Annotated in this window: 11 protein-coding genes; 9 read left to right on the top strand and 2 right to left on the bottom strand. The window is 37.5% G+C overall.

What is annotated here, in order from left to right:
* Positions 1-2: 2 nt before the first annotated feature.
* The 5 genes from gyrB (at position 3) to ESZ36_RS05495 (ending at position 6,678) form a co-directional block, all read left to right on the top strand.
* Positions 3-2,447 carry a DNA topoisomerase (ATP-hydrolyzing) subunit B gene (gene gyrB, locus ESZ36_RS05475; protein WP_146784603.1) on the top strand — a complete coding sequence of 815 codons (2,445 nt, stop codon included), beginning with the start codon at positions 3-5 and terminating at the stop codon, positions 2,445-2,447.
* A 175-nt stretch (positions 2,448-2,622) separates the two neighbouring features.
* On the top strand, positions 2,623-3,564 hold the full coding sequence (gene glyQ, locus ESZ36_RS05480; RefSeq protein WP_146784606.1) for a glycine--tRNA ligase subunit alpha: 942 nt from the start codon (positions 2,623-2,625) through the stop codon (positions 3,562-3,564).
* Positions 3,564-5,630: a glycine--tRNA ligase subunit beta gene (glyS, locus tag ESZ36_RS05485; protein ID WP_146784609.1), complete on the top strand. Its 2,067-nt coding sequence runs from the start codon at positions 3,564-3,566 to the stop codon at positions 5,628-5,630. The genes glyQ and glyS overlap by 1 nt, the downstream gene beginning before the upstream one ends.
* A gap of 449 nt (positions 5,631-6,079) precedes the next feature.
* Positions 6,080-6,394, top strand: coding sequence for a TraR/DksA family transcriptional regulator (locus tag ESZ36_RS05490; protein WP_146784611.1), 315 nt, complete (start codon positions 6,080-6,082; stop codon positions 6,392-6,394).
* A gap of 32 nt (positions 6,395-6,426) precedes the next feature.
* Positions 6,427-6,678, top strand: coding sequence for an HP1242/YdcH family protein (locus ESZ36_RS05495; RefSeq protein WP_146784614.1), 252 nt, complete (start codon positions 6,427-6,429; stop codon positions 6,676-6,678).
* 80 nt (positions 6,679-6,758) lie between these two features.
* Here the strand turns inward: ESZ36_RS05495 and lepB are convergent, their stop codons facing one another.
* Both lepB and tusA read right to left on the bottom strand, forming a co-directional pair.
* Positions 6,759-7,451, bottom strand: a complete 693-nt coding sequence (lepB, locus tag ESZ36_RS05500; protein WP_146784617.1) for a signal peptidase I — start codon at positions 7,449-7,451, stop codon at positions 6,759-6,761.
* Between the two features lie 98 nt (positions 7,452-7,549).
* A complete protein-coding gene (tusA, locus tag ESZ36_RS05505; protein WP_146784620.1) occupies positions 7,550-7,795 on the bottom strand; it encodes a sulfurtransferase TusA in 246 nt (81 codons plus the stop codon).
* 175 nt (positions 7,796-7,970) lie between these two features.
* On the opposite strand from tusA, the gene ESZ36_RS05510 reads away from it, so the two are divergent.
* The 4 genes from ESZ36_RS05510 to ESZ36_RS05525 all read left to right on the top strand — a co-directional run bounded on the left by ESZ36_RS05510 (position 7,971) and on the right by ESZ36_RS05525 (position 13,779).
* Positions 7,971-9,902 carry a transglycosylase SLT domain-containing protein gene (locus ESZ36_RS05510; RefSeq protein WP_146784624.1) on the top strand — a complete coding sequence of 644 codons (1,932 nt, stop codon included), beginning with the start codon at positions 7,971-7,973 and terminating at the stop codon, positions 9,900-9,902.
* 166 nt (positions 9,903-10,068) lie between these two features.
* Positions 10,069-11,400 carry a Xaa-Pro dipeptidase gene (pepQ, locus tag ESZ36_RS05515; RefSeq protein WP_146784627.1) on the top strand — a complete coding sequence of 444 codons (1,332 nt, stop codon included), beginning with the start codon at positions 10,069-10,071 and terminating at the stop codon, positions 11,398-11,400.
* A gap of 288 nt (positions 11,401-11,688) precedes the next feature.
* Positions 11,689-12,303: a YigZ family protein gene (locus ESZ36_RS05520; RefSeq protein WP_146784630.1), complete on the top strand. Its 615-nt coding sequence runs from the start codon at positions 11,689-11,691 to the stop codon at positions 12,301-12,303.
* 24 nt (positions 12,304-12,327) lie between these two features.
* Positions 12,328-13,779 (top strand): TrkH family potassium uptake protein, encoded by a 1,452-nt coding sequence (locus ESZ36_RS05525; protein WP_146784633.1) that lies wholly within the window; start codon positions 12,328-12,330, stop codon positions 13,777-13,779.
* Positions 13,780-13,787: the final 8 nt, after the last annotated feature.

Consider the following 13,787-nt stretch of genomic DNA (forward strand, 5'->3'; position numbering starts at 1 on the left):
CTATGACAGTAGAAAATGAATATAGCTCGGCCAGTATTAAGGTACTAAAAGGACTTGATGCAGTACGAAAAAGACCTGGTATGTATATCGGTGACACGGATGATGGCACTGGTTTACATCATATGGTTTTTGAGGTACTAGATAACTCAATCGATGAAGCATTGGCAGGACATTGTTCTGATATTATAGTAACTATCCATTTAGATGGTTCAGTGTCAGTGCAGGATGATGGCCGGGGTATACCCACTGAAATTCATCCTGAAGAAGGTATATCTGCTGCTGAAGTTATTATGACAGTTCTACATGCCGGTGGTAAGTTTGGTGGTGAAGACTCGGGTTATAAAGTATCTGGTGGTTTACACGGTGTTGGTATTTCAGTAGTTAATGCGTTAAGTGAAAAACTTAAGTTAAACATTCGCCGTGATGGTAAATTGTTTGAACAGTTTTATCATATCGGTGTAGCTGAAGCTCCGCTAGCTGAAGTTGGCGTAAGTGATAAAACAGGTACTGAAGTTCGATTCTGGCCAAGTACTGATACCTTTACTGATGTTTTATTTCACTATGAAATATTAGTAAAACGAATTCGTGAATTATCATTCTTGAACTCTGGCGTATCAATTCGATTAATTGATGAACGTGAAGAAGGTAAAGAAGATCACTTCCAGTATGATGGCGGAATTCAAGCGTTTGTTGATTATTTGAATACCAATAAAACAGCCGTAAATGAAGAAATATTCTATTTTGATCTAGAGCGTGAAGATGGCATTGTGGTTGAAGTAGCAATGCAGTGGAATGATGGTTTCCAAGAGAATATCTTCTGTTTCACTAATAATATTCCACAGCGTGATGGTGGTACTCATTTAAGTGGTTTTAGAACAGCACTAACAAGAACACTGAACTCTTATATGACCAAAGAGGGTTTGAATAAGACTAAGAAGGGTGGCGCTACAGAAACGAGTGCTACTGGTGATGATGCTCGTGAGGGATTAACTGCTGTTATATCGGTTAAAGTTCCTGATCCTAAGTTCTCATCACAAACAAAAGATAAACTTGTTTCGTCTGAAGTAAAAACTGCAGTTGAACAAGCTATGGGTGAAAAGCTAGGTGAATACCTATTAGAAAACCCATCGATAGCACGTACCATCATCATGAAGATAGTTGATGCTGCTCGAGCTCGTGAAGCTGCCCGTAAAGCACGTGAAATGACTCGCCGTAAAGGTGTATTAGATATTGCCGGTTTACCTGGTAAATTAGCAGATTGTCAGGAAAAAGATCCTGCGTTATCTGAAATATATATTGTGGAAGGAGACTCTGCTGGTGGTTCAGCCAAGCAGGGACGGAATCGTAAAAACCAAGCTATATTACCGTTAAAAGGTAAAATTCTTAATGTTGAGAAAGCTCGATTTGATAAGATGATATCTTCTCAGGAAGTTGGCACGCTAATTACTGCATTAGGTTGTGGTATTGGTCGTGATGAATATAACCCTGAAAAACTTCGTTACCACAGCATCATTATCATGACCGATGCCGATGTTGATGGGTCTCACATCCGTACCTTATTATTGACTTTCTTCTATCGTCAAATGCCAGAAATTATGGAACGTGGACATATCTTTATCGCACAGCCGCCACTTTACAAAGTAAAGAAAGGTAAGCAAGAGCGCTACATTAAAGATGATGATGGCTTAACAGAATACTTAACAACACTTGCGCTTGATAATGCCTCTATTCATGTGAATGAAGATGCACCTGCAATAACAGGTGCTGCTTTAGAGCAATTAGTAAATCAATTCCGTAATACTATGGATATCATTAAACGCCTATCTAGACAGATTCCAGCGGATATCCTAGAGAAAATGCTTTATAGCAGTACTATCACTGCTGATGACTTTACAGATGAAGCTAAAGTGAATGATTGGGCAAAAGATTTAATTACTCAGCTTGAAAATCAAGATGGTAATGGTTCAATCTATAAAATTGAAGTGAAACATAACCAAGAACGTAATATTTATTTTCCTAACTTTATTGTAAGAAAGCATGGTATTGATAAAGAATATCATTGTAGTTATGAGTTTATACAATCAAAAGAATTCTTATCAATTATGGCATTAAATACTGCAATTAATGACTTGATGGAAGAAGGTGCTTACGTTAAACGTGGTGATAAAGTTAACCCAGTAACTAACTTTGAAGATGCGTTAGAGTGGTTGATGGCAGAATCGAAACGTGGTCAATACATACAGCGTTATAAAGGGCTAGGTGAAATGAACCCTGAGCAGCTTTGGGAAACGACTATGGATCCTGAAACACGACGTATGTTACAAGTAACTATTGAAGATGCTATCGCAGCGGATCAACTATTCACTACCTTAATGGGTGACCATGTTGAACCACGTAGAAAGTTTATCGAAGATAATGCCTTAAAAGTTTCAAACCTTGATATATAGTGATTATTAATCGTTAAATAAAATGCCCGGTCTTCATATCCGGGCATTTTTGTAGAATAAGTACTCTAAAAATGGTTATAATTAATAAGCCGAATAATATGGTAAAGAATACCGAAGTATTTTTCAGAAAGTATTCTTTGCTCAGTTAAATAATACAAAAGTGAATTTGAACACCATGACAACTTACAATAGTAAAACTTTTCAAGGCTTAATTTTGCAATTGCAAGATTATTGGTCACGTCAAGGTTGTGCACTAGTACAGCCTCTTGATATGGAAGTTGGGGCAGGTACATTCCACCCTATGACTTTTTTACGCTCAATTGGCCCAGAGCCGATTAGCAGTGCTTATGTACAGCCTTGCCGTCGTCCTACGGATGGTCGTTATGGTGATAACCCAAATCGCTTACAGCATTATTATCAATTTCAAGTAATGTTAAAGCCGTCCCCTAAGAACTTTCAGGAACTTTATCTTAATTCTTTAAAAGAGTTAGGTGTGGACCCACTTGTTCATGATATACGTTTTGTTGAAGATAACTGGGAGTCACCAACATTAGGTGCTTGGGGCTTAGGCTGGGAAATTTGGCTAAATGGTATGGAGATCTCTCAATTTACCTACTTCCAACAAGTAGGTGGTTTAGAATGTACGCCTGTCACCGGTGAAATAACTTACGGATTAGAGCGCTTAGCAATGTATATCCAAAATGTGGATAGCATTTATGACCTAGTCTGGACTGATGGTCCGTTAGGGACTGTTCATTACCGAGATATTTTCCATCAAAATGAAGTAGAGCAATCTACTTATAATTTTGAACACGCAGATGTAGATGCGTTATTTAAGCAATTTGATCAATGTGAAAAAGATAGTCAAAAACTGATTGAAGCCAACTTACCATTACCTGCTTACGAGCAAGTAATGAAAGCATCACATGCTTTTAACTTACTTGATGCTCGTCATGCAATATCAGTAACTGAACGCCAACGTTATATTTTACGTGTACGTACTTTATCTAAGGCTGTTGCAGAAGCTTATTACCAAAAACGTGAAGAGCTTGGTTTCCCAATGTGTAAGAATAATGAAGCTAATACTAATGAAAAATTAGCTAAAGGAGATAAATAATGACTACGGAAACACTCCTTATTGAGCTTGGTACTGAAGAGTTACCACCTAAATCATTAAAAACATTGGCAACTGCTTTTTATGACAATATGAAAAGCCAACTTGATAGCCATAATTTAACGTATAGCGACATAAAATGGTTTGCTACACCTCGTCGTTTTGCTATTCAAGTTTTTGATTTAGTTGATAAACAAGAAAACAAAACAGTAGAAAAACGCGGTCCAGCAGTTAATGTTGCATTTGACGAGGCGGGTAATGCTAGTAAAGCGGCACAGGGCTGGGCTCGATCGAATGGTATAGATGTTGATCAAGCTGAACGTTTAGTTACCGACAAAGGTGAATGGTTACTTCATCGTGCCACAGTAACGGGTAAAGCTGTTACTGAATTGATACCTGCTATGGTAACGACAGCATTAAATAAACTGCCAATTGCCAAGCCTATGCGTTGGGGAGCTGAACGTATTCAGTTTATTCGTCCGGTACATACATTAACTATGCTTTTTGGTAGTGATGTGATTGCAGGAGAAGCCCTTGGTGTTAGCTCAAGTAATCAAGTACAAGGTCATCGCTTTCATCATGAGGGTTTAGTGACAATTAATCACGCTAATGATTACCAGGCTGAATTAGCTAAAGCTTACGTAGAAGTAGACTTTAATGAAAGACAAAGCAAAATTGTTGCTCAAATAAAACAAGTTGCTAATGATATTAACGCCGTTGCTTTAATAGATGAAGAGTTACTTAACGAAGTTACTGCCTTAGTTGAATGGCCAGTTACGCTAGTTGGAACCTTTGATGAAGACTTCTTAAATGTTCCAGCAGAGCCATTAATCTACTCGATGAAAGATCATCAGAAGTATTTTCCGGTAACTGATAAAAAAGGTCAATTAGTTAATAAATTCATCTTTGTTACCAATATTGAATCTAAAGATCCAAATACTGTTATTTTCGGTAATGAAAAGGTTATTCGTCCTCGTTTAGCGGATGCTGAATTTTTCTTTAAAACGGATAAAAAACAGAGTTTAGAGTCAAGACTTGAAAGTCTTGAGTCTGTGTTGTTCCAAAAACAACTAGGTACATTAAAAGCTAAATCAGAGCGTATTGCCTCATTATCTCAATTCATTGCCGAACAATTAAACGAGAATGCGCAAGATGCTTATCGCGCAGGCTTACTTAGTAAAACGGATTTAATGTCAGATATGGTTTTAGAGTTCCCACAAGTGCAAGGCACTATGGGTAAGTACTACGCATTACATGATGGTGAAAATGAAAATATTGCACAAGCATTGGAAGATCAATATCGTCCACGTTTTGCAGGCGATTCTTTACCAGAAGCTAATATTGGCTGTGCCGTAGCTATTAGTGACAAGATTGATAGCTTAGTGGGTATTTTTGGTATTAATCAGGCTCCTAAGGGTGATAAAGACCCGTTTGCGTTACGAAGAGCTGCCATTGGTAGTATTCGTATCATAATTGAAAAACAGCTCGATTTAGACCTATCCACTTTAATTAATAAAAGTATTGAATTATTTGGCGATAAGTTAGTTAACGAAAATACTGCCAATGACGTACTTGAATTTATTATGGGTCGTTTTCGTGCTTTTTATCAAGAACAGGGTATTAGTGTTGATGTAATCCAAGCGGTATTGGCTAAAAAGCCAAGTTCACCACTTGATTTTGAAAAGCGTATTAAAGCCGTAACTTTCTTTGGTGAATTACCTGAGGCTGCAGCACTTGCTGCTGCCAATAAGCGTGTTGGTAATATCTTGGCAAAATTCGATGGGGAACTTTACCAATCGTTTAATACTGATTTAGCATCAGAGCAAGCGGAACGTGATTTAGCTAATATCTACCAAGAAATAAGCTTGAAAGTTGCGCCATTAATGGCTGATAAGAATTACCAAGAAGCTCTATCTGAATTAGCTCAGCTTAAAGCACCGATAGATACCTTCTTTGATGGTGTTATGGTGATGAGTGATGATGAAGCGGTTAAGATAAACCGATTAACATTACTCAATGAAATTAGAAATAGCTTCTTTGCAATCGCGGATATATCTGTCTTGCAGTAAATAATAAGATAGTAAAAAAACAAAAAGGTCATGGCAACATGGCCTTTTTTTATGCCTAAAATTCAAGTGATATAAATTTAATAAATGACATGCAAAATTTGAGCTAGATCAACAACAAGAACATAAATAGGCGTAAGGTGAATGTAAGGGTAAATACCCAAGCTACTTGAAGATGCAGATTTCAGCTGGAATTATAAATGCCTATAGGCAAGGCATTGATTGAAGAGAATAGTTTATTCTATTGTCGACATCAATAACGTTGCTTAAAGCGTTTATAAAGCAGCACTACGGGGGTGTTTGAGAAAACCATGTTCTTCGTTGCCTCCTTTTTTAAGGGAATAACCCTTAATAAAATGAGGCGCCTTGATCATGAATTGCTCAAGCATCCTGAAACACACATCTTCAAGTGGCTTGGGTATATATAAATACCGACCAATAAGGAGCTGGTTATGCCAAGCCAAGAAATAACGACATTATTAGAAAATAAATTAGTACAGTTAACAAAGCGAATTAGTGCGATAGAAGCTGATTTTCATAAAGGTAGATCACAAGATTTTTCTGAGCAAGCAACTGAAACTGAAAATGATGGTGTGCTTGATGAAATTCATCACGAGGCAAAGCTAGAGTTAAGTCTAGTAAAATCAGCATTAAAACGAATAACAGATGGCTTATACGGCAGTTGTGTTGAGTGTGACGACCCCATTAACCCTGATAGATTGTCGGCATTACCTTATACGACCAAATGTATTAAGTGCGCTATTTAATAAAATATTAACAATAACTTTTGGAGCAAAATATGACATTAGAAAAACATGATTTACACCACGAATTTCCAGATCTAAAGGACGAGATACATCACTTAAAATTAAATGATAATCACTTTTTGAGACTTTTTAATGAATATCATGAAGTTGATCACGAAGTTAACCGAATTGAGCAAGGTGTCGAAAACACCAGTGATGAATATCTAGAAGGTAAAAAGAAGCAAAGACTTAAGCTAAAAGATGAGTTATTTTTTATGTTGAAAAAAGTAAAAATGCCAGCATAGTTGTTTCTGAAAAGTTACCATGTTAATCCTCAGTACCCTCAAGGTACTGGGGATTTTTTATGAGTAAAGGAGAATAATTCCTAGATACCATAAATATCTTGGAATAATCGGTCTGAGCGAGGCAGATAATAATTATTGTAATCAATAGAAAACGCAATTGCGGTGGCTTTTCCTCGTAACTCATGGTGTGGGACAAAGCCATAAACACGTGAATCTGCACTGTGTCGGCGGTTATCACCTAATACCAAATAATGACCCGAAGGAACGGTTACGGGGGGAAAATTACTGAGCTGGTTACTTGCGGTACTATCGATGTTGATGTGGTGTTTAATATTTCCTATTTTTTCTATCGATGTGGTGATGCCTTTGGAATTATTTTGATTAATATGCGGATGCACAATCTTGTAAGATAATGGCTGTCCGTTAACTTTAACAACTTCATTATTCATTTCAATGATATCGCCAGGTAAGCCAATGATACGTTTAATCAATCTAATATCAGCTGCTTTAGATTCAAACACGACAATCTCACCCCGTTTAGGTGTATCAAGGGAAAGTAACATTATATCGGTAAAAGGCAAACGTACGTCATAGGCTATTTTATTAACGACAACACGATCACCTTCGTGAATGGTGGGTTGCATCGACCCGGTAGGGACAGAGTACCAGTCGGCAACAGCGCTACGAAAAACTGACATCAATAGGATAAAAAGAAGAAACTTTTTGTTACTATGTAAAAAGAAAATGAATTTATTATTACTAGAATCGGTCATAAGGTATTGCTCCATGTGTAATAGCTATCGCTAGCTGATAAATATAAGGCAATACAATAAAGTGAAAGTTCCGTGGATAAATACTTTCTTACAACTTGTTAGTTCTTTTTAATAACGTATAAAAAAGGTAGCGTTTCTGTTTGCTTAGCCAATAGTTCGTGCTCCATAAAGCGGCAGAAACTCGGGATGTCTCGAGCGGTAGAGGGATCATCACATTTTATTAATAACGTTTCACCGGAAGAAATTTTTCTTATATTCATACGAACCATCATTACAGGCTCAGGACAACGTAGGCCTATGGCATCTAAAATATGATCAGTTTGTTGAAAAATAGTAGTAGTCATTACATGTACATTAGCAAGATTGATTTATAAATAATTATACCTTGTTTAGGTATTTCAACATAAGAAATAAAGCGAGATCAACGTATAAAAAAGTGGCTTCAGCTATACTCAATTTATCGAAATAACTAAATAGGTTATCTCCCCAATATTTTTATTACCGACTCCAGAGGTACCAGTGAAAAGTATTCTAAAGGTTATATTACTGTCTGCTTGCACGTTTACATCAATTAATATTTCGCAAGCAAATGATAGTTTGCAAATATTGACAGATGTTGGACAACAACGAATATTCTTAAAAGCTGAAAAGCTATTAGGAAAAAGTAATTCTCAACAATATCAAAGCCTTTATAACCAGTTGTATTATTACCCTCTACAGCCGTACTTAGATCAGCGCAGTCTAATGGAAAACATGCAGTTATCTTCAGCGGGAGAAATTGCTGAATTTTTAGAAAAATATCAGCATTCGCCATTAGACTGGCCCCTACGAAAAGCATGGTTAACGTTTTTAGCCAAAAAAAATGAAGGCACACTTTTTCTAGAGTTTCATCAAAATACGCGTAATGAAGTACTTACTTGTCACAAATTGAATTTTTCACTAAAAGCAGGTTTACCGGCAAGCGTAGTGTTACCCCAAGTGACAAAGTTATGGTTAGTGGGTAAATCCTTAGATAAAGTTTGTGATCCGATAATTAAACAGTGGCAACAAGCGGGTTATAGAACAGATAAAATTGTATGGCAACGTATAGCGTTAGCTGCAAATGGCGGAAAGCATACCTTAATTCCTTATTTAACTAATTTACTGCCAAAAGAGCAGCAGTATTTAGGCCGACTGTGGCATCAAGTAAGACGTGATCCTGCAACAGTGACTAGACAATATAAGTTTATTAAAAAGTCAGCAAAAGAAAGCCAAATATATACGTATGGTATTAAGCGCTTAGTCTGGCGCGACCCAAATAAAGCATTAGCGAGTTTTAAAAAAGCACAGCAAACATTCACTTTTTCAACAACACAATACCAGCAAATAGTAGCAAAGTTTGCCGTGGCTTTAGCAAGTAAAAATCATCCACAAGCGAGGCACTGGTTAGAAAAGTTAGACCCACTGAATATAGACAGTAATATTATGCAGTGGCAGTTAACTGAAGTTTTAAAGCAGCAAAATTGGCAGCTTGTATTGAAAGAACTGGCAACAATGCCTGAAAAGTATAAAGCAAAATTACAGTGGCGGTACTGGTATGCAAGGGCATTGATTGCTACTGATGATTTAGAACATGGCCAAGATGTAATGAACGAATTATCAAGTAAACGTCATTATTATGGTTTTTTGGCTGCTAGCTATCTAGAAACCCCCGTCAGTTTGCAAGATAGTCCATTAGCAATCACTAGTCAGGAGAAAAACGCTATATTGTTGCACCCCTCAGCCAAGAGGGCATTTGAATTTTATTATTTAGGCCGTTATGTCAAAGCGCGTAGAGAGTGGCGTTATTGGCTTACACAGCTCAATAAGCGTGAAAAACTAGTCGCAGCAAAACTAGCTAATGAAAATGGTTGGTTTGACCGAGCAATATTCACCTTGTCACAAGTTGGTTATTTGGATGATGTTGAATTGCGATTTCCAAAGGCATTTGATAAGAAGATTAACTTACATGCTAAGAAACAAGAAATAAACCCAGCATGGGCTTTTGCTATCGCCAGACGAGAAAGCTCTTTTATGACAGATGCCCGTTCACCGGTTGGAGCAAAAGGGCTAATGCAGCTTATGCCCAAAACGGCAAAACAGTTAAAACGAGGCAGTGTTAGCCGACAGTATTTATACAATGCGGATAACAATATTAAGTTAGGCACAAAATACTTACGTAAATTACTTGATAAAAACAAAGGTAATCAAGTCCTTGCGACGGCATCGTATAATGCTGGTCCTTATAGGGTGAAAGGATGGGTAAATAATAGTCATGCCATGCCTGCGGATATCTGGATAGAAACTATTCCATTTAAAGAAACCCGTAACTATGTAAAAAGCGTTTTAGCGTATCAAGAGATTTATCAGCATAAACCAGGGCAGGTTAGTCAGATTTTTGAGCAAGTCATTAATATGAGTATTGGTGATTAAGTAAATAACTTAACACTAGAAGATAAACTGCGCTTGTCTTTGCAAAGTTATATGCACAAATTTAGCACATTTAAAATGGCGCTTTCTATTGTCAATAGCGTGGCTTTTGAGGGATATGCTATCATAAGTTAAATTTTTTGATGGCCGTTTTTCGGAGACAGAATACATGACAACACTTAATGCTAAGTTGGCTAGCCAATACCCAGCACATATTGCCCAATTGCAACAGATGACTAAATCGGTACTTTCACGTGAAAACTTAGAAGGTTTAGTTATCCATTCTGGACAAGAAGTTAAGGCATTTCTTGATGATAACTGTTATCCATTTAAAGTAAATCCTCACTTTAAATATTGGCTACCATTAATTGATATTCCAAACTCTTGGTTAGTGGTTAATGGTGAAGATAAGCCCACATTAATTTATTATCAGCCGGTTGATTTTTGGCACAAGGTAACACCTTTAGCAGAGAGCTATTGGGGTGATTTTTTTAATATTAAAATATTAACTAAAGCGAGCGAAGTTGATAAATTATTGCCTTATGATAAAAAAGGCTTTGCCTATATCGGTAGCCATATTGAAGTTGCTACGGCATTAGGCTTTGGAGCGATTAATCCTGAGCCATTACTTAATTACGTTCATTATCATCGTGGTTATAAAAGTAAATATGAGCACGAATGTCTTCGCCAATCTAATGCCTTAGCAGTAAAAGCGCATCAAGCAGCTCGTAATGCCTTTTTACAAGGTGATAGTGAGTACGATATTCAACAGGCCTATCTTAAATCTATTGGTTACGGCACTAACGACACGCCATACGGCAATATTGTAGCCCTCAATAAAAATTGTTCAATTTTACACTATATGTCTTTGGATAAAGTGACTCCGCAAGTACATCAATCATTTCTTATTGATGCCGGTGCTAACTTTAATGGTTATTCTGCAGATATTACCCGTACCTATTCATATAAAAATGATAAATTTTCCGAATTGATTGCCCGTATGGATCAGTTGATGCTCAATGCTGTTGCTGGATTAAAACCAGGAGTGAGTTATGTTGACCTTCATATTGAAACGCATAGAGCCATAGGCCAAGTATTGCGAGACTTTAACTTTATCAATGTTGATGCTGATACTGCTGTAGAGTCAGGCATTATTTCTACCTTCTTCCCGCATGGTTTAGGCCATCATTTAGGTTTACAGGTACATGATGTTGGTGGTTTTATGGCTGATGAACGTGGAACCCATGTAAATACACCAGCAGAACATCCATTTTTACGTACTTCACGTGTGATCGAAGCAAACCAAGTATTTACCATTGAACCAGGTTTATATTTTATCGACTCATTGCTTGCTGACTTAAAAGCGTCAGTTAATGCAGATCAAGTGAATTGGCAAAATATAGATGAAATGCGCTGCTTTGGTGGTATTCGTATTGAAGATAATATTATTGTACATCAATCACACAATGAAAATATGACCAGAGATTTAGGCTTAAGCTAGGGTCTGTTGACCTTTCATTTTAGTCTCTGCTATAGGCTAATTTTTAAGTTAACAAAGCGAAAAGAGTGCTATGTAGTCACTCTACTTTAATGATTTTAAACGCTGTTGGGTTGAAAATTAGCCATAGCCCTTCGGGTTGCCTTGAAAAAGCGTCATTCTTTGTTGCTTCATTCGCATTTGGAACAACCAAATATTGAATGAAGCGCCTCGATTGTCATCTTTTTCAAGTGCAACAGAGTTACAAACTGAAAGATCAACAAACCCTATTTCAGAGAAGTAAAATTTATTGTGACTAAGTCCTACCCTATTGCGATTAATGATGTTGAAGACGAAAGCATTGTTAATCGCAGTCGTTTCATCTGCTATTTACGGCCTTGTGACGATATAGCACAAGCTAAAGCTATGTTAAAAGAGCTACAGCAACTTCACCCGCAAGCGAGTCATCATTGTCATGCTTTTTTGACGAAAGCGGCCGAAGATAGTCAAGGTTATGGCTTTTCTGATGATGGTGAGCCAACAGGTACTGCGGGAAAGCCTATGTTATTGGCATTGCAAGGTGGGGGGATCGGTCATGTTTGTGCAATTGTAGTTCGATACTTTGGTGGGACTAAATTAGGTACAGGCGGTTTACAAAGAGCATATGGTGGTAGTGTTCGCCAAGCATTAGCACTTTTACAGTCAAAAATTAAAATAGCTATGGTGCACAAAACCTTAGCATGTCAATATAGCCAAGTAGATGATGTTTTGCATTTGCTTAAGCAAATTGAAGGTCAAGTTGTCACTCAAGACTATCAACAAACAGTCATTTTTCGACTCGCTATTCCAATAGAAAAATTGGTATTCATGCAAGATAAGTTACACACATTGTCATCAGGACAATTACAGTTAACTGCTCTCGAATAATAAACCGAATAAGAAAAATAAAACGTGCAATATAAAAATATTATCCGAATTCTAGGCTTGTTGGTTGGGTTACTTAGTGTGACTATGTTGCCTCCTGCATTAATTTCGTTAGTCTACCGCGATGGTGGTGGTTTACCTTTTATTCTGGCTTTTTTATGGTGTATCGGCACAGGGTTTTTGGCTTGGTATCCTCATCGTTTTGAAAAAACTGATCTTAAAGCCCGAGAAGGCTTTTTAATTGTTGTGCTCTTTTGGTTAGTATTAGCCAGTTTTTCTGCTATTCCTCTTATGTTATTAGAGACACCTAATTTATCCACCACCGATGCCTTTTTTGAATCCTTTTCAGGGTTAACGACTACCGGTGCCACTATTTTAAATCACATTGATGATTTACCGCATGCTGTATTATGGTATCGCCAGCAATTACAGTGGTTGGGCGGTATGGGGATAATTGTTTTAGCTGTTGCCGTATTACCTATGCTTGGTATTGGTGGCATGCAGCTATATCGCGCTGAAACACCTGGGCCAGTTAAAGATTCAAAAATGACGCCCCGTATTGCCGATACCGCAAAACACTTGTGGTACATCTATTTAGGGTTAACTATTGCTTGTGCACTGGCATACTGGCTTGCGGGAATGTCAGGATTTGATGCTATTTGTCATGCCTTTTCAACCATTGCAATAGGTGGCTTTTCAACGCACGATGCCAGTATGGGCTATTTTAATAGCCCTGCGATTAACTTAGTTTGTGTCACCTTCTTGTTAATTGCAGGGGTGAATTTCGCATTGCACTACGCTGCTGTACAGAGTAGATCACTAAAGAGTTATTTCTTCGACCCTGAGTTCAAAGTTTTTATTGGTATTCAAATCGTACTAGTTGTGATTTGTTTTACCGTATTATTAAGCACAGGGACTTATCAAGATGCTGACCAAGCACTAGATCAAGCACTATTCCAATCTGTTTCAATTAGTACTACCGCTGGGTTTGCAACGACATCTTTTGCTGATTGGCCAACGCTATTGCCTATGTTACTTATTTTTTCTAGTTTTATTGGTGGCTGTGCAGGTAGTACTGGTGGTGGTATGAAGGTAGTACGCGTAGTGTTACTTTATTTACAAGGTCTTAGAGAATTAAATAAACTCGTACATCCTAGAGCTATTTTTAGTATTAAATTAGGTCGAAAAGTTTTACCTGATCGTATTGTTGAAGCCGTATGGGGTTTCTTCTCTGCTTACGCAGCGGTGTTTGTTATTTGTATGTTATTGCTGTTGGCAGCAGGTATGGATGACATCACAGCTTTTACAGCCGTTGCGGCTTGTATCAATAACCTTGGCCCAGGGTTAGGAGAGGTTGCTGCTAACTTTTCTTCGATTAATGATATGAGCAAGTGGGTATTAATCATGGCCATGTTATTTGGTCGTTTAGAGATATTTACGCTGCTAGTTCTATTTACTCCTGCCTTCTGGCGTTCATAAATCGTGTA

The sequence above is a fragment of the Colwellia demingiae genome (assembly GCF_007954275.1).
In the GTDB taxonomy this organism is placed as follows: Bacteria; Pseudomonadota; Gammaproteobacteria; order Enterobacterales; family Alteromonadaceae; genus Colwellia; species Colwellia demingiae.

Bases quoted from the DNA above. Each gene is read 5' to 3' on its own strand.
- ESZ36_RS05495 (WP_146784614.1), top strand. From the start codon at position 6,427: ATGACATTAGAAAAACATGATTTACACCACGAATTTCCAGATCTAAAG.
- lepB (WP_146784617.1), bottom strand. From the start codon at position 7,451: ATGACCGATTCTAGTAATAATAAATTCATTTTCTTTTTACATAGTAAC.
- tusA (WP_146784620.1), bottom strand. From the start codon at position 7,795: ATGACTACTACTATTTTTCAACAAACTGATCATATTTTAGATGCCATA.
- glyS (WP_146784609.1), top strand. From the start codon at position 3,564: ATGACTACGGAAACACTCCTTATTGAGCTTGGTACTGAAGAGTTACCA.
- glyQ (WP_146784606.1), top strand. From the start codon at position 2,623: ATGACAACTTACAATAGTAAAACTTTTCAAGGCTTAATTTTGCAATTG.
- pepQ (WP_146784627.1), top strand. From the start codon at position 10,069: ATGACAACACTTAATGCTAAGTTGGCTAGCCAATACCCAGCACATATT.
- ESZ36_RS05490 (WP_146784611.1), top strand. From the start codon at position 6,080: ATGCCAAGCCAAGAAATAACGACATTATTAGAAAATAAATTAGTACAG.
- gyrB (WP_146784603.1), top strand. From the start codon at position 3: ATGACAGTAGAAAATGAATATAGCTCGGCCAGTATTAAGGTACTAAAA.